The 21,001-nt window shown below is 38.2% G+C and carries 23 protein-coding genes, 1 pseudogene and 1 riboswitch; of the genes and pseudogenes, 21 read left to right on the top strand and 3 right to left on the bottom strand.

The genetic code is table 11. From position 1 onward, the window contains the following. Window positions 1-14 precede the first annotated feature (14 nt). From J2R98_RS10625 to J2R98_RS10575, 11 genes and pseudogenes are all read left to right on the top strand, one after another. Window positions 15-1,268: an aminopeptidase gene (locus J2R98_RS10625; RefSeq protein ID WP_307068807.1), complete on the top strand. Its 1,254-nt coding sequence runs from the start codon at window positions 15-17 to the stop codon at window positions 1,266-1,268. 403 nt (window positions 1,269-1,671) lie between these two features. Further along, window positions 1,672-2,181: a GNAT family N-acetyltransferase gene (locus J2R98_RS10620; protein WP_307068805.1), complete on the top strand. Its 510-nt coding sequence runs from the start codon at window positions 1,672-1,674 to the stop codon at window positions 2,179-2,181. Between the two features lie 99 nt (window positions 2,182-2,280). After that, window positions 2,281-2,922 (top strand): HD domain-containing protein, encoded by a 642-nt coding sequence (locus tag J2R98_RS10615; RefSeq protein WP_307068804.1) that lies wholly within the window; start codon window positions 2,281-2,283, stop codon window positions 2,920-2,922. 55 nt (window positions 2,923-2,977) lie between these two features. Continuing rightward, window positions 2,978-3,610 (top strand): HAD family hydrolase, encoded by a 633-nt coding sequence (locus J2R98_RS10610; RefSeq protein WP_307068910.1) that lies wholly within the window; start codon window positions 2,978-2,980, stop codon window positions 3,608-3,610. Window positions 3,611-3,763: 153 nt separating this feature from the next. Then, window positions 3,764-4,315, top strand: coding sequence for a putative glycolipid-binding domain-containing protein (locus J2R98_RS10605; RefSeq protein WP_307068802.1), 552 nt, complete (start codon window positions 3,764-3,766; stop codon window positions 4,313-4,315). A gap of 345 nt (window positions 4,316-4,660) precedes the next feature. Then, complete coding sequence (locus J2R98_RS10600) at window positions 4,661-5,152, top strand: GNAT family N-acetyltransferase (protein WP_307068800.1); 492 nt, start codon at window positions 4,661-4,663, stop codon at window positions 5,150-5,152. A gap of 23 nt (window positions 5,153-5,175) precedes the next feature. Continuing rightward, on the top strand, window positions 5,176-5,475 hold the full coding sequence (locus J2R98_RS10595) for a MazG-like family protein (RefSeq protein WP_307068798.1): 300 nt from the start codon (window positions 5,176-5,178) through the stop codon (window positions 5,473-5,475). A 125-nt stretch (window positions 5,476-5,600) separates the two neighbouring features. Then, entirely contained in the window at window positions 5,601-5,873 is a 273-nt protein-coding gene (locus J2R98_RS10590) for a hypothetical protein (RefSeq protein ID WP_307068797.1), read from the top strand. Window positions 5,874-6,188: 315 nt separating this feature from the next. Then, the gene (gene nagA / locus J2R98_RS10585; RefSeq protein WP_307068795.1) at window positions 6,189-7,334 is read left to right on the top strand and encodes an N-acetylglucosamine-6-phosphate deacetylase; all 1,146 of its coding nucleotides are present in this window, start codon (window positions 6,189-6,191) and stop codon (window positions 7,332-7,334) included. Further along, a complete protein-coding gene (gene nagB, locus J2R98_RS10580; RefSeq protein WP_307068793.1) occupies window positions 7,315-8,019 on the top strand; it encodes a glucosamine-6-phosphate deaminase in 705 nt (234 codons plus the stop codon). The genes nagA and nagB overlap by 20 nt, the downstream gene beginning before the upstream one ends. 196 nt (window positions 8,020-8,215) lie before the next feature. After that, window positions 8,216-8,452 (top strand): annotated as a pseudogene (locus tag J2R98_RS10575) (MurR/RpiR family transcriptional regulator); the annotation flags it as partial. A 27-nt stretch (window positions 8,453-8,479) separates the two neighbouring features. Here the strand turns inward: J2R98_RS10575 and J2R98_RS10570 are convergent. The 3 genes from J2R98_RS10570 to J2R98_RS10560 form a co-directional block, all read right to left on the bottom strand. Then, window positions 8,480-9,328 (bottom strand): PucR family transcriptional regulator, encoded by an 849-nt coding sequence (locus tag J2R98_RS10570; RefSeq protein ID WP_307068788.1) that lies wholly within the window; start codon window positions 9,326-9,328, stop codon window positions 8,480-8,482. 264 nt (window positions 9,329-9,592) lie between these two features. Beyond that, a complete protein-coding gene (locus J2R98_RS10565) occupies window positions 9,593-10,951 on the bottom strand; it encodes a hypothetical protein (RefSeq protein WP_307068785.1) in 1,359 nt (452 codons plus the stop codon). Window positions 10,952-11,038: 87 nt separating this feature from the next. Next, window positions 11,039-11,245: a zinc ribbon domain-containing protein gene (locus J2R98_RS10560; RefSeq protein WP_017186851.1), complete on the bottom strand. Its 207-nt coding sequence runs from the start codon at window positions 11,243-11,245 to the stop codon at window positions 11,039-11,041. A gap of 145 nt (window positions 11,246-11,390) precedes the next feature. Here J2R98_RS10560 and J2R98_RS10555 point away from each other — a divergent pair, with 145 nt between their 5' ends. The 10 genes from J2R98_RS10555 to J2R98_RS10510 all read left to right on the top strand — a co-directional run bounded on the left by J2R98_RS10555 (window position 11,391) and on the right by J2R98_RS10510 (window position 20,796). After that, window positions 11,391-12,326, top strand: coding sequence for a nucleoside hydrolase (locus J2R98_RS10555; RefSeq protein ID WP_307068782.1), 936 nt, complete (start codon window positions 11,391-11,393; stop codon window positions 12,324-12,326). A 154-nt stretch (window positions 12,327-12,480) separates the two neighbouring features. Then, on the top strand, window positions 12,481-12,765 hold the full coding sequence (locus tag J2R98_RS10550; protein ID WP_246118855.1) for a YhdT family protein: 285 nt from the start codon (window positions 12,481-12,483) through the stop codon (window positions 12,763-12,765). Next, the gene (gene panF, locus J2R98_RS10545) at window positions 12,762-14,204 is read left to right on the top strand and encodes a sodium/pantothenate symporter (protein WP_307068780.1); all 1,443 of its coding nucleotides are present in this window, start codon (window positions 12,762-12,764) and stop codon (window positions 14,202-14,204) included. The genes J2R98_RS10550 and panF overlap by 4 nt, the downstream gene beginning before the upstream one ends. Before the next feature lie 14 nt (window positions 14,205-14,218). Next, window positions 14,219-15,097, top strand: coding sequence for a DUF1028 domain-containing protein (locus tag J2R98_RS10540; protein WP_307068779.1), 879 nt, complete (start codon window positions 14,219-14,221; stop codon window positions 15,095-15,097). 132 nt (window positions 15,098-15,229) lie between these two features. Next, entirely contained in the window at window positions 15,230-16,129 is a 900-nt protein-coding gene (gene rbsK / locus J2R98_RS10535; protein ID WP_307068777.1) for a ribokinase, read from the top strand. Between the two features lie 59 nt (window positions 16,130-16,188). Next, window positions 16,189-16,271, top strand: a riboswitch (cyclic di-GMP riboswitch). Between the two features lie 275 nt (window positions 16,272-16,546). After that, complete coding sequence (locus J2R98_RS10530) at window positions 16,547-17,167, top strand: methyl-accepting chemotaxis protein (RefSeq protein WP_370871982.1); 621 nt, start codon at window positions 16,547-16,549, stop codon at window positions 17,165-17,167. An 18-nt stretch (window positions 17,168-17,185) separates the two neighbouring features. Further along, window positions 17,186-18,652 (top strand): aldehyde dehydrogenase family protein, encoded by a 1,467-nt coding sequence (locus J2R98_RS10525; RefSeq protein WP_307068772.1) that lies wholly within the window; start codon window positions 17,186-17,188, stop codon window positions 18,650-18,652. 163 nt (window positions 18,653-18,815) lie between these two features. After that, window positions 18,816-19,277 (top strand): flavin reductase family protein, encoded by a 462-nt coding sequence (locus J2R98_RS10520; RefSeq protein ID WP_307068770.1) that lies wholly within the window; start codon window positions 18,816-18,818, stop codon window positions 19,275-19,277. A 167-nt stretch (window positions 19,278-19,444) separates the two neighbouring features. Further along, a complete protein-coding gene (locus J2R98_RS10515) occupies window positions 19,445-19,921 on the top strand; it encodes a DUF3237 domain-containing protein (RefSeq protein WP_307068768.1) in 477 nt (158 codons plus the stop codon). A 17-nt stretch (window positions 19,922-19,938) separates the two neighbouring features. Continuing rightward, the gene (locus J2R98_RS10510) at window positions 19,939-20,796 is read left to right on the top strand and encodes an alpha/beta fold hydrolase (protein ID WP_307068766.1); all 858 of its coding nucleotides are present in this window, start codon (window positions 19,939-19,941) and stop codon (window positions 20,794-20,796) included. The last annotated feature ends 205 nt before the right edge of the window (window positions 20,797-21,001 follow it).

Here is a 21,001-nt window from a genome sequence, read left to right as displayed (position 1 = left end):
AGGAGAGATATTAAATGATTAAAGGAATATATGAATTTATAAGTGAAGAACAGTTAAAAAAGTATGCAGAACTTGCTGTACGAGCTGGTGTAAATCTACAAAAAGATCAATTATTGATTATTCATAGTGATATACAAAATGCAACATTTGCACGTCTGATCCAAACGGTAGCCTACGGGGCAGGAGCTTCAAATGTATTTATAGATTGGACAGATGAACAGTCTACCAAAGAATTTTACTTAAATGCAGCAGATAGTGCCATCGATTACTTTCCTGATTGGCAAGCTGCTCGTTTTAAGGAGTGGGCTGATGCAGGTGCTGCTTACATCCATATCATTTCTGAAAACTTAGGTGTCTTTGAGGAGGTTTCTACAGAAAGAGTTAATCGTTTTCAAAAAGCTTCCCGTACAAAATTGAGGGATTATCACGCGAAAATTAGGTCCCACGAGGTACGCTGGTGTCTTCTGGCTGTTCCATACGTTGAATGGGCAACTAAAGTTTTTCCAAACGTAAGTGAAGAAGAAGCTTTACAATCATTATGGAAATTAATTTTAAAAGGAGCTCGGGCAGATGGAGAGAATCCTATAAAAGATTGGGAGAGTCACAATAGAGCCTTCGAGTCTCGCAAGAAAATCTTAAACGAGAGCCAATTTGAAGCCCTGCATTTTACAAATAGCCGAGGAACTGATTTATTAGTTGGTCTACCTAAAAATCACCTCTATGTCGGTGGGGGTGTCATAGATAAAAATGGAATACCTTTCTTTCCGAACATTCCTACCGAAGAAATATTTACTGCTCCCCATAAAAATAAGGTGAATGGCAAATTGGTAGGTACTAAACCTCTAATTTATGGGGGAAGGGTCATCGATGAATTTGATCTAATTTTTAAAGATGGATGGATTACCGACTATTATGCCGCAAAGGGACAGGAGGTGTTACAAAATCTCATCGAAACAGACGAAGGTTCACATTATCTAGGTGAAATTGCCTTGGTCTCTAATAAATCTCCTCTTGCTCAGACAGATACTCTTTTTTACAATACCTTGTTGGACGAGAATACGTCCTGTCATATTGGAATCGGAAATGCATCTCCCTCCAATATTCATAATGGCATTGGCCAATCCCAGGAAGAGTTGCAGGCAGCGGGTCTGAATACTTCGCTTTTGTTAGTCAATGTGACGTTTGGCACCGAAGATATGAAAGTAGTGGGCATTGAAGAAGGTGGAACTGAAGTCCTACTAATGAAGGAAGGGGATTTCCAATTCTAAATCGTCTACAACTTAAAGACAGAGAAACTGATTTCTTGTGGTTTATACTTAGTGCTAACTCTAATTATAGTAAAAACAAACTGGGCAGCATTCCTGTAACAACTGAAGATTATGGATTATGTTTAGATATACGATAATTCGAAAGAGGTATGGAAGGATTGAAGTCGCAAAAATTATTGATGATTTCTCTGCATGAATAGTTGTATTTAAAAGTGAATGTCTTGTTCAACCAAAGGGGGGGCAAGAGTTTAATAAGGCGATCAAGAAAATTGGTCGTCTTTTTATTGATACAATTATTGGAATATTATGTTAACATCGGTGTAGAAGCTATTGAACTAACGAAGCAGGATAGCGTGATAAGGTTAAATGGTAATCTATGAAATAACATTGAGAGGTATCTATTATGGAAATTACATTGGAAAAATTACAGCCAGGTGATGCTAAAAAGCTGTATGAATTTGAAATTAAAAACAGAGATTATTTTGAAAAGATGGTACCAAGTCGTGGAGAGGACTATTATAATTATGAAACATTTAAAATAAGGCACGAAGACTTACTTGATGAACAAACTAATGGACAATCATATTATTATTTAGTTAAGGATGACAATGGTTTAATCCTTGGACGAATGAACTTAGTAGATATCGATAAATCCCGTAATTTAGGCTATATTGGTTATAGAGTGGGTGGAGCGTATACTGGAAAAGGAATTGCTAATAGAGCATTGAAGCTATTATTAGAAACTCTTAACAAGCAAGGTATTAAACAGATTTTAGCAAAGACAACAACTAACAATATACCGTCACAGAAAGTCTTGGAAAAAAACGGATTTAAACAAATATCAACAAGTGATGAAGAATTTATAATGAATGGAAATAGTGTGAAGTTTGTTTATTATAAGTGGACTATTTAAGACTTTTATCTTCAACTATAGGGGGGGCAATAATTGAAGAAGGAAATTATACTTTAGAAGAGAAAGGGTATTCATTAATTAGAAAAGGAATGACATCCCATGAAATATATATTGGACAGAAATTATGCATTTGAGCTTATTGAATGGGCATATAGCCAAAACCCAGGACCGTGGTTTAAACATTCGATTAATGTCGCAAAAGCGACTGAAAATATTTTAATTGAACTAAATAAAAATGGATATGATTTTGACGTTGGTTTAGGGTACAATGCCGCTCTCTTACACGATATAGGTAGGTATAAAGGATTTACCAAATCTGTTATTCATTCATTCGATGGCTACATTTATTTCAAGAAAATTGGCTTTACTGGTAATGCAATTGTTTGTGTTACTCATTCATTTCCTTGCATGAATGAACATATTGAAAAAGCAGCTGATTGGAGCCTTGTCCCTGAACATATGAAGTTAAAATTGGTTGAAATTCTTAATGAGAACAGTACATATGATATTTATAATAAAGTAATCACTTTGTGCGATGCTCTTGCTGATGCCGAGGGTTTTACTACACTTGAGAAAAGGTTAGTATCGGTTGGTTTACGACATGGAACAACTTTACACACTTCGCTACACTGGAAGGGATTTTACAAAATTAAAAATGAGTTAGAAGGACTGCTCAATAAAAGCATATACAAGCTTCTCCCAGGTGTAGAAGATTCAATATATACCAATATAGATCATTAATTATTTGAGCCAGTTTTTATTCGAAGATACATTATTTGATAAAGGGTGTGTAGATATTAAAGCGATTATTTTTGATTTTGATGGTACACTTGCTGATACTTTGCCAGTTTGTTTTTATGCATTTCAAGCTGTATTTAAGGACTTTGACAACAAAGAGGTTACTCCAGATGAGATAAAGGCTATGTTTGGTCCATCTGAAACTGGAATCATCAGAGAAAATCTTATGGATTCAAATCATGATAAAGCAATTGAATTATATTATGAGAAGTATAGTGAAAAACACCAAGAACTTGTCTTTGAGAATGAGAAGGTTAACGAATTACTTCTGTTTTTAAAAAGAGAAGGTTATAAATTGGGGATTGTAACAGGAAAAGCTAGCAGAAGTTTACATATCTCTTTAGATTGCCTTAATATGAAAGACTTATTTGATGTAATAATCACTGGTGATGATGTTTCTATACCAAAACCTCATCCAGAAGGGTTGAACAAGGCATTGGCACAGCTTAACATAAAGAACACTGATGCTATTTTTTTAGGAGATAGTGACGCTGACATTTTGGCTGGTAAAAAAGCCAACGTACATACTATCGGAGTACAGTGGTTACCAAATTATCAGGCATTAGAGTTTGGTGTTCAACCAGATCAAATGTTAAGCAACATAAATGAATTCATACAAGCACTAAAATAAATTATAGGTGTGAACAACAGTAAAGGTATGTAAACAAATTAGTCTTATTCAAGTAACGGGGGGCGTTTGTTTATTAAGAATGATCGCTTTTGAACAAACGAAACAGTTTACTTCTATAACCTTTTTTATCGAGAAATTAATGGGGGAGTGTACATGGATGGAAAAGTAGTATGGAACAATGAAGAATTATATGGTTACGAGTACCTTAAATTAGGTAGTACACCCGAAAAACTCGTTGTTCAAAGTACGGTATTTTATGTAGATAACAGCTATGCTCATTATTTAAATTATAATGTTGAATTAAATGAGCATTGGCTTACTAAGAAGTTTAGTATTAATGTTGAAAACACTGGTAGTTTAGAATTACATACTGACGGAGAGGGAAACTGGTTTAATAATGGTGGGGAAATAATTGACAAGCTTGAGGGTGCTATTGACATAGATATTTCAGCTACTCCTTTTTCCAACACTTTGCCTATTAATAGAATAAATTGGAGTATTAATCAAATAGAACACTTTCATATGGTTTATATATCAACTCCTTCTTTAGAAACAAAAAAGGTACCCCAGTCTTATCAATATATTCGTAAGGAAGGTGAATTAAGGTACTTCAAATACCGTTGTTATGATTATGAGACAATCATATGTGTTGATTCAAATGGGTTAGTTGTTGATTATCCAAATACATTTAGTAGGGTTCTATAATGATTAATATGTGACTCTATTCATTTAAATTAACGGTGCGATTGATCAATAAAAGCTATCCATTTTGAGTTAACGGGGAAGGATGTTTTAAAGAAAGGTAACATAATACTTTATTGGGGAGGGAGCAGATGAGAAGATTATTAAAATATTTAGGATGGTCATGTGGTTTGATTTTAGTGTTGTATATTGGTAGTTTAATTCAATTAGAGTTAATGGAGCATAACAAATAAGTAGTATTTTCTTGTTGAGCGAAATTTATAAAATGCATGGAGTTGAATATAGAATATTAAGAACATACATTCATCGTGTTAATATGTAAAAAATGTAAGGAGAGAATACAGTCTTATGAAAACAGTTAATCACATAAAGTTAGAACATTTCTCAGATGAGTATTTAGATGACTTGAAGTCTTTTGAACTTCCTGAAGAGCAAGCACAATTCACTGCTTTACCGAGCAAATATTTCGAGGTCACAGAAGGACAATATAGAATTGTTGTAGTAAGCGAAAATGAACCTATAGGCTTCTTTTTATTACATTCAACAGAACGTGTAAAAGAGTATTCAGATAACCCAAATGCAATGTTGTTAACTTCATTATCTATTAATCAAACGAAGCAAGGAAAAGGATATGCTAAACAGGCTATGTTCTTATTAAATGATTTTGTTAAATCTGAATTTCCTAACTGTAACGAAATTATATTGGCTGTTAATCATAAAAACATTCCTGCTCAGAAACTGTACTCTACAATAGGTTATAGGGATACGGGCAGGAGGAAAATGGGTCCTATTGGTGAACAGTTTATAATGAGTTTATCGTTATACATAAATGGTAAGTAGCAATCTAATAGAGGTGAGAAATCATGGAGCAATTGCTAACAGAAATAAAATCACTTAGTGAAAGAGAACCAAAAACGTTAGAACAAATGGCACTAAAGTTAACTGAAGAAGTTGGTGAAACTTCTCAAGCTGTATTATCTTATCTTAAAGCAAGTGGGAGTGACTATAAGCAGTTAGGAATCGATGATGTAAAAGAGGAATGTATCGATGTTGTTTTGGTCGCCTTAGCTATGTATTATAAGTTATCTGAGAATGAAGAAGAGTTCGGAAAGTTAGTTAGTGAAAAGTTGAATAAGTGGGAAAGTAAAATTAGTTACAAATAATAATAACGTTGTAAACTAAACTTACACTAACTTGAGCAATAGTAGATTAAGTAAATCAGCGTAAATCAACTATTTGGAGCGAAATAGTTGAAGAAGGGAAAAGAGGGAAAATGGAGAAACACACAGTGGATAAGAAACAATTACTAAAAATAGTTATTCAAAAGTGTTTATTATACTATTCACTATTGGGGTTAGTGATAGGGGTAGGACTATTTTTTTATTCTTTCTTTAATGAGAACCTTACTTTTCAAGCAGGACAAAATGAGATTAGGGGAATCAAATCAGGGTTAATTGCAATTCCATTTACTCCATTAGTAATGAGCATTGTTGGATTAGCGCATGGGATAATGATGTGGTTTCCCATTATTTATTTTCTAAAAAAAGTACTGAGGAAGTGATGGCCTCTTACTGAACTAAACTAACGTAGACGTTAATCCAAAAAGGGTTAACGCTTTTTTGTCGAAGTTATTGTAGTAACTATAAAGTTTGTTAAATGAACAACTTATTTGGAGGAGTTAAATTGAAATACCTTTTTAAGTATAATCTGTTGTTCATCGAGCCATGCCTTAGACATGTGAAGCACTCCTTTAAGTAAAGTTTTCTGAAAGTTTTTGTGTCTCTATTATAATATGAATTCGAATATGTTAAAACAATATTACGGATTTTATTAAAGTTTCTTAAAATAAAAGTTAACATATAAAGGAGAGCTCTGTATGTTCTCAATCAATCACGTTAATTTATACTTAGAAGATGGGGTCATTGTTGACGGCGCGATTACAGTAGAAGACGGGCGCATTGCCGAAATTCATCACGAGCCATTGGAAGGTGAAAGGGCAGTCGACGGAAAAGGCTTTAACCTTGTCCCAGGTTTCATTGACACACATATCCACGGTGCTTCTGGGGTTGATGTAATGGATGGAACAGAAGAAGCTTTAGATCAAATCGCAGAAACTTTGCCAAAAGAGGGGACAACATCGTTTTTAGCAACGACTTTAACGAGTCCGCTAGATGAATTGGACCAAGTCGTCAGCACGATTGCTCAATATTCATCGAAACGAGGGCAAGCTGAAGTTCTCGGCGCTCATGTAGAAGGCCCTTTTATTGAAAAATCAAAAGCAGGCGCACAACCGCCAGACTGTATTATTGAGCCAGACCTCACCGTTGCGAAACGTTGGGTTGAAACTGGTGCTGTTAAAGCGATGACGTTAGCGCCAGAATTAGAAGCTGCTAGTCCGTTAATCCGTTATTTAGATGAACACGGAGTGATCGCATCTGCAGGCCATACCGATGCCAGTTTCCAACATATTGAACAAGCTTGTCGTGAGGGGCTGAAACAGTTAACTCATTTGTGCAATGCGATGAATGGCGTGCATCACCGTGAAGTTGGTGCTGTTGGAGCGGCCATGTTAATGGATGAGTTGAAAAGTGAATTAATCGTCGATGGCATTCACGTCTCTGATGATATGGTTAAAATTTTGTATAAGACGTTAGGTCCTGACAAAATATTGATGATTACCGATGCGATGCGTGCAAAAGGCTTGAACGATGGCACATACAGGTTAGGCAGTCATACTGTAACAGTTGAGGGTGAGAGCGCGACTTTGACTGATGGAACACTTGCGGGTAGTGTTCTAATGATGGATCAGGCGGTTAGACGCATGATTGAACTTTGTGAAGCTAGTTTTCACGATGTCATTAAGATGACGGCTGAAAATCCAGCTAAACAGTATGGAGTGTGGGATCTGAAAGGCAGCATTACAGTCGGAAAGGATGCTGACTTTTTGTTAGTTGATGATCAATTTAATATTCATTCAACGTATTGCAAAGGAGTCATCAGTTATGAGGCACATAAAAGCTAATCGTTATGACGACTTTAGTCTAACAGCAGCAGAATTAATAATGAATCAGCTGAAAAAAAAGCCTAATTCAACGTTAGGCTTAGCGACTGGCAGCACACCAAAAGGGATGTATGAGCAGTTAATCAAACGTTTGATTGATTTGTCAAAGGCTGTGACGTTTAATCTAGATGAGTATGTTGGAATTGCTTCTGATCATCCGCAAAGTTACCGTAGTTTTATGGAAGACAATTTATTTCAACATATTCGAGTTGGCCAAACATTGATTCCAGACGGTGAAGCGGCTAATTTGACTTTAGAGTGTGAGCGGTATGAACAACTGATTAAACAGCATGGTGGAATTGATTTACAAGTACTCGGCTTAGGGCATAATGGTCATATCGGCTTTAATGAACCTGGCACCCCTTTTTCTTCGCGCACCCACGTTGTTGATTTAGCCGAGACGACTCGAAAAGCTAACGCTCGATTTTTTAACAGTTTAGATGAAGTGCCGAAAAAGGCGATCACAATGGGGATTGAAACGATTATGGAAGCGGAGCAAATTATTTTGCTCGTATACGGCGAAGATAAACAAGAAGCGGTCAGTCGAATGTTACAAGGCGAAGTCGATGAGCAATTCCCAGCGAGCATTTTGCATGAACATTCGAATGTGACATTGCTGTCAGGCGGTGTGAAGGTGTTGAATTGAAATCAGTTCGGTGGTGAGCGCTGATAAATTGGTCTGAGCGCTGATAAAAGTGGGCGAGCGCTGATAAAACTTGGTTGAGCGCCGATAAAATTTTACGAGCGCTGATAAAAATAGCGTGAATGCCGATAAATTATCACGAGCGCCGATAAAAGTGGGCGAACGCTGATAAAATTTACCGCAAAAAAATCGGTGCGAGCGCCAAATCAGTATTACAAAGTATGGACGCTCAAAAGTGGCTGACCTTTCAGACATCACGCTTCATACTTCAGCAGCGCGTGAAGCGACATTTAGAAGTGGTGCGACATCATCACGAATTGCGCAATTACATATTATAGATATGCTTTTCATGTGTTTAGCATCGGTTCAATACGAACAAGCCGTCGACTATATCGACCAGACAAGAGAAGCGATTTCATATATTCGAGATGATTAATTCCCTTGGAGTTGCCCAAGGGAATTTTTACGTTAAATATTTAATACAGACGTAGGCTTTTAACGCATCTTCAAACTGACGCACGTCAAGCCCCGTTAGCTCGTAAAATTTTTCAATCCGTTTTTGCACGGTGTTACGATGCATATACAGTTCTTTTGCTACAACCGAAATATTCACTTGATGTTCAACCGTTGCTACAATCGTCTTCAGTAGTTCTGAATCATTGATAGCTTCTTTTAAAACCGTATTCACAAAATAGCTGCGGTCATCCTCGCTTAAGCTTTCGATCATTGTTGGGATGAGCGCTTCACTTTGTGTTAAAACACGTTGATGAGACGACTTCAATAACTTTTCCGCAACTTCAATGCTCCAGTTGTAAAGTTTAGGCAAAAGTTCGATCTCTTCGTAAATTTCGGTTTGAAAGATCGAGAGCTTTACTTCTAAATCGTTCGACAAAATATCAATCACTTCATGGAACTGCAGAGATTCCTCATCCATTTTTAGAGACTCCAACACAATCGCTGAATTACTATTTTGCCAAATGAAGATGAGTTTTTTACCGAGCACATCCTCTAACGTACTTTCCAATAGTGACTGTTCAAAAGTCGATTGGACGTATAAAGCGACAACACGAAAAGCCTCTAGTTGTTGTGGTGGTTCACTCGTTTGTCCCGTTAAAAAGTGAATCCAACCTTGTTCTTTTTGCGAAGTTACTTGGTTCGGTAACAATGTTTGAAGAAGCGTCAGCGATTCTTCAGATAAGTCATCTTTTGGAATGCCGTACAACGTTTCGCTAACAATAAATGTGATATAGTCGTCAGTCGGTTGATCCAATTGAGTCATGCTTGGATATAATGTTTTCAGCTGTTCGATCATTAACGTCACTCCAACTGTTATGTTAACCGTATTATAGCATGAATGGTGTAGGTACTGGCGAGCAATTATTTGGCGTTCCCGGAATTAATTTGGCGCTCGCGAAAGTTATTTTGGCGCTCGCAAAAATAAATTGGCACTCACGAGATTCATTTGGCGCTCACGATAAAATATCAGCGCTCACGATAAAATATCAGCGCTCAGCAAAATTTATCGGCGCTCACGATAAAATATCAGCGCTCAGCAAAATTTATCAGCGCTCACACTTTAAAATACAAAATACAACCCAACCATAATCACATAAGCAATCCCCCACAGTGTCAGTGCGAATGGCAAGTTACTTTTCGGGCCGATCGCGATTGGGTTGCTTTGTGCTAAGCCGGACATGAGCAAGTTCAGTCCTGAAAATGGTGATGAGATCACGGATACCATCCAGGCTGATAGTAAGCCGAAGCTTAATAAAAAGTGATCATCGATGAAAATCGGTGATGAGCTCAGTGTAATTGCTAGTGCAGTCATCGTAATAATTGGATGCACCCCAACGAATGAAAGCAGATTAACGACAACTAATAAGACAGGTATTAAAACAAGAATGTGTGAGATGCCGAATACGTCGATAAAATAAATAATCCAATCACTAGCACCTGCGCTTAAAATGGCAGCACCGAAAGCCCCCGCTGCGATAAATAACGACAGCTCATTACCCATAGCTGGCAGCCGTTCTTGTGTGAAGTTGAAAAAGCTTCGTCCAAGCTCTTTTGGCGACTGGTAAACAAGTCCCCAGCCAATCGACAGAACAATAGCAATGAGCGGAATAATCGTTAAAACAGAAAGGTTAACAAAATATTCGATGACCATAATTGCTGCGGTCATCACGATAATAATGACGAGTAATTCGAGTAACTTTTTCTTCGCTTGATCGATTGAGACATTCGACTCCACTTCCTCATCAGTCGGAATTACAGCATCATGTTTTGATTCAAAAAAACTACCTAACACAATACCAATGATTGCCATTGAAATACCTAACGGGAAAAGTTGAATCCATTCAACGTCAAAGTAAGAAATAATTAAAGCAACAGAAATGAAATAGGGCGACCACATGAAGGCCATCGCAAAACCGCGTCCTAAAGCACGCGTTCTTAACATACGATACGGTTTGTACGATTCAGTGTCCGTCAGTTGAAATAAAATCGGGACAGTCCCTAAATTCATAACTGATCCGACACCCATTAAAGCCGTTTTAACGTAAATATAGAGTTGCTTAGTCGTTTTAATATAGTAATTAAATACCGTTTCTAAATAGAGTAAGTAATTCCCTTGGTAAATAGGAATTGATATGAGCGGGACGAAAATAAAAATCGCTAAAACGGAAACGTTCGTATTCAGTCCGTGAAACATTCCCCATAGCCCTTCACCTTGAATGAAAAATATAAAAGATAAACCGAGTAGTGAGCTAATTAAAATCATCGGGACTTTTTTTAAATATGGAATAAAAGAAATAATCGTAATAAGTGCAAATAAACTCACTAAGATTGGAAGTATGTCATGGTCGACGAATTGTGATACTAAATAAGTCGTCCCCATTAAAAGTGTCACTAGTGGTCTAATGATGATCGGTTTCAAAATGTAGCTCCTTCCTAATGATGAGACTGTCTATATTTTAGCATAGAAAAGCCAGTTCATTAATGAATTGAACTGGCTTAAATGTTGCTATCCACCGAAAAAGAAGTCAAATACGTTACTCGCTGTTGAAGTATTTGAATTATAAAACTCAGAGTAGCCACAATTATTACAAAATACGACGATGAACTTATTGTGTTGGACGTCGAACATTTTTGAAAAACCTGTTCCTGTCATTGCGACTTCTTTTTGATCGGCATCGCGACTGCCGCATTTAATACAACCTTTTTGTTCCATGGACATACTCCCCTTTCTCCTGCTCTATTTATAGAAATACCTTAAAATTCCTTGTCGAAATTCCAAGTCAAATGTCTATCTTTTGTAAGCGTTTTCTATTAGACTAAGCATTGTAGCAACATTTGAGAGGTATAGGAGGCATATTATGGTAGAACAACGTAGAGTTATTTTAGATTGTGATCCTGGTCATGATGATGCAATTTCGATGATTTTAGCGCATGCGAATGACAAAATAAAAATAGAAGCTGTTACGACGGTGGCAGGGAATGTTGAAGTGGATAAAACGACTTTAAATGCAAGACGTGTTTGTGACATTATTGGACTAGATGTTCCAGTTGCACAAGGTTCAAATCGCCCGATGGTTCGTGAAACACAAATTGCTGAATCGATTCATGGTGACTCGGGATTAGACGGGCCTAATTTACCTGATGTACCGAATACACCTGTCGTGGAACAACACGCCGTTGATTTAATTATTGAAAAAGTGATGGCATCAGATGGCGATATTACATTAGTGCCAACAGGGCCTTTAACGAATATTGCGATGGCGATGGTAAAAGAACCGAAAATTGTTCCGAAAATTCAAGAAATCGTGCTAATGGGTGGAGGAACGTTTGGAAATTGGACGCCAGCAGCTGAATTTAATATTTGGGTTGATGCTGAAGCGGCAAAAGTCGTCTACGAAAGTGGTGTGCCAATTGCGATGTTCGGTTTAGATGTGACGCATGAAGCACAAGCGACAGATGAAACGATTGATCGTTTTGCAGCAATTGATAACCCTGTATCTGAATTCGTTGTTGAACTGCTTCGTTTCTTTAAAAAGACATATAAAGAAGTGTTCGGATTCGATGGAGCACCGATTCATGATGCTTGTACAGTCGCGTACTTAATTGACCCATCGATTTTTGATACGGTTGATGTCCGTGTCGATATTGAAACGAAAGGTGAGTTTGCTTACGGTATGACGTGTGTGGACTTACTTGCTGTAACAGATCGTGAGCCAAATGTGAAATTTGCACGAGACTTAAACCAAGAAAAGTTCTGGGGTCTACTATCAGACGCCTTAGCGACATATAGCTAATAATAAAGCGGGCCAATATCGGTTCGCTTTTTAAATGGTAAGTAACTGCTAAAGGCGGGGATAACTAATTTTTTAAAACCCCAATGATTTTTAGTCCGCCTTGCTTTACAATGGAAGTATTCAACACGTTAATTTATTGAAAGGGGATGTTGAAGTGCCGAAGGGGGAGAAGCGGACGGATTGGCGTTTTCGGATTGCGCACCGAGAAGCGTTAATTGGTTGTGCGTTAGCGGTTTTTAACATCATTTGGTGGTATGGATTCGCCTACACATTAGGGTCTAAACCACCTGAAGATTATACATATATATTCGGTTTTCCAGCATGGTTCTTTTGGAGCTGTATTATGGGCTTCATCGTTATGGTATTTCTCGTCTATTTAGTCGTGAAATTTGTGTTAAAAGAAGTACCATTTGACGAAGAGGGGAGTGACGAGCGGTGAATTGGGAAGTGTTAGTTCCTCTCTTAGCATTATTGTTTGTAATTTTTTTAATCGGAATCTGGTCAAATAGAAAAATGAAGCAGTCGTCTTCGTTTTTGAGTGACTATTTCTTAGGAAGTCGTGAGCTCGGTGGACTCGTCTTAGCGATGACGATGGCTGCGACTTACGGCAGTGCATCAAGTTTTCTTGGTGGGCCGGGTGCAGCCTACACGATCGGGTTAGGTTGGGTGTTACTTGCGATGACACAAGTGGCAACTGGTTATTTCGTGCTGCTCGTTTTAGGTAAGAAATTTGCCATTGTGACGAGAAAATTTAAAGCCGTAACGTTAATCGATTTTTTGAAAGAACGTTACCAAAGTAAATCAGTCGTATTAATTTCAGCGTTTAGTATTGTCGTCTTCTTATTTGCTGCAATGGCGGCACAGTGGATCGGCGGTGCTTACTTAATTCAAACGGTAACAGGTTTGTCTTATTTAGGAGCATTGTTTTTATTTGCTGTTGCTGTGTTATTATACGTCATTATCGGTGGGTTCCGCGCGGTTGCCGTCACAGATGCAACGCAAGGGATTATCATGTTTGTCGGAACACTTGTGTTATTAATTGGTGTTGTGATCGCAGGTGGTGGGATCGATCAAATTATGACCGATTTAGTGACTGAAAACCCGAACTTAGTAACACCGTACGGGCATGATGGGCAATTAACGGCTGCATATGTCACATCGTTTTGGATTTTAGTCGGTGTAGGTGTCGTTGGTCTTCCACAAGTAGCGGTACGTGCGATGTCTTATCGTGACGCTCGCTCAATGCATCGTGCTCTTATGATTGGAACCATTGTTGTCGGATTCATTATGTTGAACATGCACTTAATTGGTGTTTTCGCTAGACCCGTTTTGCCTGGAATTGAAGTAGCTGATCAAGTGATTCCGCTCATTGCCATGGAGACGCTACCGCCTTGGGTGGCGGGGATCGTACTCGCAGCACCACTTGCGGCGATGATGTCGACGGTCGATTCATTGTTGTTACTCGTCAGTTCATCTGTCGTAAAAGATGTTTACATTAACTATTTCAAACCTGATGCTAATCGTGCTCATGTGAAAAGGGTGAGCATTGGCTTTACGGCCATTTTAGGTGTTATAGTATTTTTACTATCGATTAATCCACCTGAACTATTAATCTATTTAAATTTATTTGCGTTTGGTGGTTTAGAAGCGGCATTTATCTGGCCGATTGTACTCGGACTTTATTGGAAATATGCCAATAAACACGGTGCGATTGCTTCGATGGTTGTCGGGATTGGTTCGTATATCGCAATCCATCAGTACAATGATACGTACGGTAATTTATTTGGTGTCCATGCTGTTACGATCCCAGTATTTTTATCATTAATCGCATTTATTACGTTTAGTTTAATATTTAAAAAAGAGCCTTACCAATTTTAAGGAGGAGTTAAATTATGAACAAAATTCCTAACGATTTAGTCGCGACATTTTCAATTGTTGGTAGAGACCCAGAAACTGGAGAGCTTGGTATTGCCGTACAGTCTAAGTTTTTAGGTGTTGGTGCTGTTGTACCGTGGGCTGAAGCTGGTGTAGGAGCGGTTGCTACACAATCGATGGCCAATACGTCTTATGGCCCTGAAGGTTTACGGTTGTTGAAAGAAGGTAAGTCAGCTCAAGAAGTGATGGACATATTAGTGGGAAAAGATCCGGACAAAGCGATGCGTCAAGCTGGAATCGTTGATGCAAATGGTGGCGTGGCCACGTTCACTGGTGACGGTTGTTATGACTGGGCTGGTGGAAAAACAGGAGAAAACTATGCCGCACAAGGTAATATCCTTGTAAGTGAAGAGACCGCTAACGCAATGGCAAAAGGTTTTGAAGAGAAAGCTGGTGAGCCACTAGCAGAAAAACTTCTCCACGCCTTAAAAGAAGGACAAAAAGCTGGTGGTGATTCACGTGGTATGCAGTCAGCTGCTCTGTTTATCGTTAAAGAAAAAGGCGGTTACGCTGGCTTAAATGATCGAATGGTTGATTTAAGAGTTGATGATCATGAAACGCCAATTCATGAACTAGAGCGAATTTATCGTTTACATCAATTGTACTTCACTCGTCCGAAATCGGAAGATATTTTGGACATTGATACAGAAAAACGTGAAAAACTCGTTCGTCGCTTCACACAATTAGGCTATTTACACGATGCGACAGATGTTACCGATGAAACGTTTTATAAAGCATTAAGAAGTTATATCCACTCGGAAAACTTTGAAGAACGAGAGCAAGAACAAGGGAAAATAGACTATAAGTTATATCAATTCATTTTAATGGAACAATAGAGTGATGAAGTGCCTATGTCTTGCGCGTAGGCACTTTATAGCTTTTTATGTAAAATGAAGTCAGGAAATTTCCCGGGAAATTTACATATAATTGTCGGTGAGTGTCATATAAGTGAGTTAAGGAGGAGCATTATGTCATCAGGAACAGTAACAGTGATCGGTAGTATTAATATGGATTTAGTGACAGAAGCAGAACAGTTTCCGAATAAAGGTGAAACGCTCTTAGGGAAATCTTTTTCAACGATCCCAGGTGGAAAAGGAGCTAATCAGGCCGTTGCTTCAAGTAAGCTTGGTGCGAATGTGAATTTAATTGGTTGTGTTGGAAATGATGCTTTTGCTAAAACGTTAAATCACCATTTTGAAACTCAAGGTATCAATACAAATTATATTGAAGAAGCCCCAGGCGAACCAACGGGTGTTGCGTCGATTACGATTGCGGAGAATGATAATCATATTATCGTTGTTCCTGGTGCTAATCATGCAGTTACGCCACAGTTAGTCGAGAAATATGAGCCTATCATTGCAGAAAGTGAGACGATTTTACTTCAGTTTGAAATTCCGATTGAATCCGTTGAAAAAGCGGTAGAGTTGGCGAATAAGCATGGTGTTCGTGTGATTTTAAACCCTGCGCCTGTTCAGCCGATCTCAATTTCTGTTATGGCTTCTGTCGATTATATTACACCGAATGAGCATGAGTTAGCGGTGCTTTTAGATGATGAAGAGAAGAAGGCGTTTTATGAACAAAATCGCGAAAAGTTCGTAATCACTCACGGGTCAAAAGGTGTCGAGTATTTTGAGCATGGCCAGTCTCACCTAGTCCCTGGTTTTTCTGTAGATGTCGTCGATACGACGGGTGCAGGCGATTCATTTAATGGCGCGTTGGCCGTTGCGTTAACGCGAGGTGATTCGTTAGCTGAAGGTTGTTTGTTCGGAAATGCAGTTGGGGCACTGTCGGTTAGTAAACTAGGCGCACAGTCTGGTATGCCGACGAAAGAAGAAGTCGAGGAGTTTATTCAAACTAGAAACGTCTAAAGGGACAAATTACCAACAGTTATGATATGCTTCTTAAGTTAGAAAAATTTTATGTAAACCGAAAAGAGTGGCAAGTCATTTGAAAAAGTGATACGCAAAGTTACGGACCTAAGGCAGTTGCTATGGTGGCCGTGCCGCCGGGTAACTACAAACGGTTTACCTCTAAATCCATGATTATAAGGAGGTTTAAGTTTGGAAACAGTTAAAAATGATTTAAGTGTGTTGGAAGCGTTTCAAAAAGTTGCACCATTATTGAACCCTTTAATACAAGAGGATGTAACAGTAGGAATCTATGATACTGAAAGACTATTATTAAACATTCCAGGTGAGACTTTTCAGTTACCAGTACAACAAGGTGACCCGTTACAAGAAGGGGATATTATTACAAAAGCGATCAATGAAGGTCAGCAACAGACGATGAGAGTACCTAAAGAAGTCTTTGGTGTACCTGTAATTGCTAGAGCAATTCCGCTGAGAAATGATGATGGTGAAATCATTGGTGGCGTCGGTATTGGAACAAGTATAGAAAGAGCAGAAGTGCTCTCAGAAGTTAGTAATAAACTATATGAAACGTTTGAAAACATAACTTCAGTAATTGAAGAAGTGACATCAACAAGTGATGAGTTATCTCGAAACTTGGAAGAAACGAAAGAGCAGTTTGGTTCTATGAATAATAACATAAAGAGTATAGACGAATTTTCAGAAGACGTAACTAAGATTTCTGATCAAAGCAATATTCTAGGACTAAATGCTTCAATTGAAGCTGCTAGAGCTGGAGAGTATGGAAAAGGATTTTCAGTTGTAGCTGATGAAGTTAGAAAGTTAGCAAGTGAATCTAAGAAATCTTCAGAAGAAATAAGTGATATTACTTCAGCATTGGTTGAGAATGTACAGAATTTCGAGCAAATGGTTCAAAACGTCAACCAACAATCAGCTGAACAGTCAGATGCTATGGAAAGCATGTCACAAGCCGTTCAAGACGTTTTAGAAGATGTAGAGAAATTAAGTAACTTAATCGATGACAACTTACAGAGATAGCACTGGAGGAATAAATATATGACACATTTTAGTTTTGATCAATTATCAAAACAGGCAATCGGAGGAAAGTGGAGAGAGGGCCAGGGTTCAATCGAAATGAATAACCTAAATCCTTATAGTGAAGAAGTCATTGCTACAATGACAAGCGCTTCTAAGGATGATTTGGATCAAGCATATGAAAGTGCAAATGAAGTACAGCAAGATTGGATTAATATAAATCCATATGAACGTCGAGACTTACTTTTACAAGCAGCGAAAGTTGTAGAGGAAAATCATGATGAAATTACAGAACTAATCATTGAAGAGTTAGGTGGAACAAGGTTAAAAGCTGGCTTTGAAATTGGTTTAGTTACTAATATTATTAAGGAAGCATCTACATATCCGTTAAGAATGACAGGTGAGATTTTGCCATCCCCTGTAGATGGTAAAGAAAATCGAGTTTATCAGGAACCAGTAGGTGTAGTTGGGGTTATTAGTCCATTTAACTTCCCATTTTATTTATCAATGAAATCTGTTGCAACAGCAGTTGGAGCTGGTAACGGAGTGGTCATTAAACCGCACGAAGATACGCCAGTAACAGGTGGTACATTATTAGTTAAGATTTTTGAATTAGCTGGTTTACCAAAAGGATTAGTAAACTCTGTCATAACTGAGATCTCAGAAATTGGCGATCGTTTCGTAGAGCACCCATTAAACAAAGTCGTTTCATTTACAGGCTCTACAGTAGTTGGTAGAAAGATTGGAGAAGTCGCGGGTAGAAATCTAAAAAAAGCTTCTCTTGAATTAGGTGGCAATAGTGCGTTAATTATTTTAGATGACGCAGATATTGATTATGCTGTAAGTGCTGCTGTATTTAGTCGTTTTACACACCAAGGACAAATTTGTATGTCAGCTAATAGAGTTTTAGTTCATGAAAGTGTGAAAGACGAGTTCTTACAAAAGTATAAAAATAAAGTAGAGTCGTTAAAAGTTGGTGACCCTCGAGAAGAGGATACCATTATCGGCCCACTAATTAATAAACGACAAGTTGAAACATTAGAAAATACAATTGAGAAAAGTATTGAAGAAGGTGCAGTACCATTAGTTCGTGGTGAAGTGAAAGGTAATGTTGTGACACCGACTATTTTAACAGACGTTTCACCAAATATGAGTGTAGCTAACGAAGAAATGTTTGGCCCAGCGGTAGCCGTTACTACGTTTGAATCTGATGAAGAAGCTATAGAGATTGCTAATGCCTCTGATTTCGGTTTAAGTGGAGCTGTTCATACTGCTAACACTGAGCGTGGTGCAGAATTAGGTAAGCGTATAGAGACAGGCATGATTCACGTGAATGATGGCACAATTAATGATGAACCCATTGTAGCCTTTGGCGGTGAAAAAATGTCTGGAGTCGGTCGATTGAACGGTAGTGAGAGTTTAGAAGCATTTACAACTAAGAAATGGATTTCCATTCAACATAAAAAACGTCAATTCCCTTACTCTTAAAGAAAAGCCTCGGTCTTCGAGGCTTTTTTCTATAGATTAAGTTTAGTATGATAGGGTTGTTGGTGGATTTAATAGAGATCACATTTAAAACAAGCATATTGCGTTATAATATGAATAATTTTAGTAGTAACCGGTTGTAGTAAGGTACAAAGGAGAGGTTTAAATGGACCAACGAGATTTTCGTAATTGCATGGGGAAGTTTGCAACAGGTGTCACAGTCGTCACATGTGAAGCAGACGGACATACACACGGCTTTACAGTAAACTCATTTACTTCTGTTTCACTAGAGCCGCCGTTAGTGTTAGTTTCAGTTGACCGGAATACGAAAGCTTTAGAAAAGATGCGCGGCAATCATTTTATTGTCAACGTTTTAAAAGAAGAACAACAACAGACAGCAATCCATTTTGCTGGTAAGCCGAATGAAGAATCTCCATTTGAATGGGAAACTTCTGAAGGTGGTCAGCGAATTAAAGATAGTTTGGCACATATTGAGTGTGCACCATGGGCTGAATATGATGGTGGTGACCACGTTTTATTCATAGGTGAAGTTGAAAACTATGACTATGATGAAGGAGAACCTTTAGGTTATTACTGTGGCCAGTTCTCAAAAATCGTTCCAAAATAATAGAGTTATGATCCCTAACGTCAATTGAGGCGTTAGGGATTTTTTGTGTATTTTAAAAGTAGTCTACAAACTCTATTGGTCTATTTTTTTATATAGGACATAGGATGTAGTAATAGAGAAGTGCAGCAATTTTCACGTTCAGTTGTAAAGGAGGCTGAGGCGTAAATATGCCATTATTACCGAAGCCAGACTTAGTTCATTTGTGTGATTTAGAGTTAACGGTGGAAAAACCACACTTACCAGGTAAAACACCGGTTGGCAATCGGCGAGTGATCCGTGTGACAGGTGGTGTTTTTAAAGGAGAAAGGCTTCAAGGAAATGTCGTGCCAGGTGGTGATGATTGGAGTACTGTTCGCGATGATGGAACGGTTATTCAAGATGTTCGTATTTTGTTAGAAACGAATGACAAACAGTTAATTATGATGACTTATCGAGGAATACGAGCAGGTGAACGATCCGTTATTAAAAGGTTAGATGATGGTGATGAAGTGCCGATCGATGAATACTACTTTCATACGGCACCGATTTTCGAAACGTCTTCTAACCAATATCAATGGCTGAACAATCGCTTGTTTGTATCGCGTGGAAAGCGAATGTCAGGGAAAGTGATTTACTCGATTTATCAAGTAGGGAAATTGAATTAAAAGCTGAGGTGTTCGAATTGGAACGTCATATTCAATTAACTAACGGTAAAAAGCTTCGTGTATTTGAGCGAGGCGAAGGGGAACATGTTGTTATTTTAGTTCACGGTTTAACCGGTAACCATAAGCAAATGGCATATTATCAAGATTCACTAGCTAGCGATCATCGAGTCATTAGTTATGACTTACGAGGGCGAGGGTTAAGTGATGAGACGGACCGGCCAACTTCGATCGACCATCATGTAGGTGATTTACTCGATTTATTAATGATGTTAAATCTTAAAGAGGTTACATTAGTCGGTTATTCAATTGGTGGATATATTTGCGCGAAAGTGACAGCTTTAAGTAGCCGCGTTCGATCACTCATTTTACTAGATGGTGCAGGGGTTGCTGATTTCGGTCAAAAAGAACTCATTTTACCGTCACTACAACGGCTAGAGAAGCCATATCAATCTAAGGCTGATTATATTGATTTTACAAAGCGTGCGTATGAGAAGCTAAACATTAACTGGTCACAACAGTTAGAGGAGATTGCACAGTATGAAACAAAAGCAATCGATGAAAAAACGGTGCGTCATCGTTCAAAAGTTGAAGTGATAGAGAAAGACTTTGATAGTTTTTTTGAGTTTAATCACGAAGAAGTATTGCCACACATTACAGTTCCCGTACTTTTAGTTAAAGCGACGGGTTACATGGGAGCAGGTAGGCCACTTTTTTTCAACGAGTCATTTGCGGAATTAGAAAAGATTGTTCCACGGATTAATGTGTTAATGACAAATGCTAACCATTTCTCGCTAGTTTTTGAACGGCAAAAAGATGTCCTAAACACAATTAATCGTTTTCTTACTAATGTAAGAGAAGATCCAAGCGAGGTATGATGACTTCGCTTGGATCTTTTTTGTTGTTGAGGAAATGAGGGCAGTGTTCAAATATTTTATCAGCGCTCGTGCCAAACTTATCAGCGTTCACGAAATTTTATCAGCGCTCGCGGCTAGGCCCCCTTAAACTGGACACAAAACAATTCACCTAGCTGTGACTCAAAATTGCTCAATTTTTTATCATTTCCCTCCATATTATAGTGGT

Source organism: Alkalibacillus filiformis, from assembly GCF_030814115.1.
Classification (GTDB): domain Bacteria; phylum Bacillota; class Bacilli; order Bacillales; family Alkalibacillaceae; genus Alkalibacillus; species Alkalibacillus filiformis.
Note: the sequence above shows the minus strand (reverse complement) of the source record. Positions and strands in the feature narration are given on the sequence as shown.

What these genes read in the sequence shown, in the direction of transcription:
- J2R98_RS10625 (WP_307068807.1), top strand. Translation starts at nt 15, where the DNA reads ATGATTAAAGGAATATATGAATTTATAAGTGAAGAACAGTTAAAAAAG.
- J2R98_RS10620 (WP_307068805.1), top strand. Translation starts at nt 1,672, where the DNA reads ATGGAAATTACATTGGAAAAATTACAGCCAGGTGATGCTAAAAAGCTG.
- J2R98_RS10615 (WP_307068804.1), top strand. Translation starts at nt 2,281, where the DNA reads ATGAAATATATATTGGACAGAAATTATGCATTTGAGCTTATTGAATGG.
- J2R98_RS10605 (WP_307068802.1), top strand. Translation starts at nt 3,764, where the DNA reads ATGGATGGAAAAGTAGTATGGAACAATGAAGAATTATATGGTTACGAG.
- J2R98_RS10600 (WP_307068800.1), top strand. Translation starts at nt 4,661, where the DNA reads ATGAAAACAGTTAATCACATAAAGTTAGAACATTTCTCAGATGAGTAT.
- J2R98_RS10595 (WP_307068798.1), top strand. Translation starts at nt 5,176, where the DNA reads ATGGAGCAATTGCTAACAGAAATAAAATCACTTAGTGAAAGAGAACCA.
- nagA (WP_307068795.1), top strand. Translation starts at nt 6,189, where the DNA reads ATGTTCTCAATCAATCACGTTAATTTATACTTAGAAGATGGGGTCATT.
- nagB (WP_307068793.1), top strand. Translation starts at nt 7,315, where the DNA reads ATGAGGCACATAAAAGCTAATCGTTATGACGACTTTAGTCTAACAGCA.
- J2R98_RS10570 (WP_307068788.1), bottom strand. Translation starts at nt 9,328, where the DNA reads ATGATCGAACAGCTGAAAACATTATATCCAAGCATGACTCAATTGGAT.
- J2R98_RS10560 (WP_017186851.1), bottom strand. Translation starts at nt 11,245, where the DNA reads ATGGAACAAAAAGGTTGTATTAAATGCGGCAGTCGCGATGCCGATCAA.
- J2R98_RS10555 (WP_307068782.1), top strand. Translation starts at nt 11,391, where the DNA reads ATGGTAGAACAACGTAGAGTTATTTTAGATTGTGATCCTGGTCATGAT.
- J2R98_RS10540 (WP_307068779.1), top strand. Translation starts at nt 14,219, where the DNA reads ATGAACAAAATTCCTAACGATTTAGTCGCGACATTTTCAATTGTTGGT.
- rbsK (WP_307068777.1), top strand. Translation starts at nt 15,230, where the DNA reads ATGTCATCAGGAACAGTAACAGTGATCGGTAGTATTAATATGGATTTA.
- J2R98_RS10530 (WP_370871982.1), top strand. Translation starts at nt 16,547, where the DNA reads ATGAGAGTACCTAAAGAAGTCTTTGGTGTACCTGTAATTGCTAGAGCA.
- J2R98_RS10525 (WP_307068772.1), top strand. Translation starts at nt 17,186, where the DNA reads ATGACACATTTTAGTTTTGATCAATTATCAAAACAGGCAATCGGAGGA.
- J2R98_RS10520 (WP_307068770.1), top strand. Translation starts at nt 18,816, where the DNA reads ATGGACCAACGAGATTTTCGTAATTGCATGGGGAAGTTTGCAACAGGT.
- J2R98_RS10515 (WP_307068768.1), top strand. Translation starts at nt 19,445, where the DNA reads ATGCCATTATTACCGAAGCCAGACTTAGTTCATTTGTGTGATTTAGAG.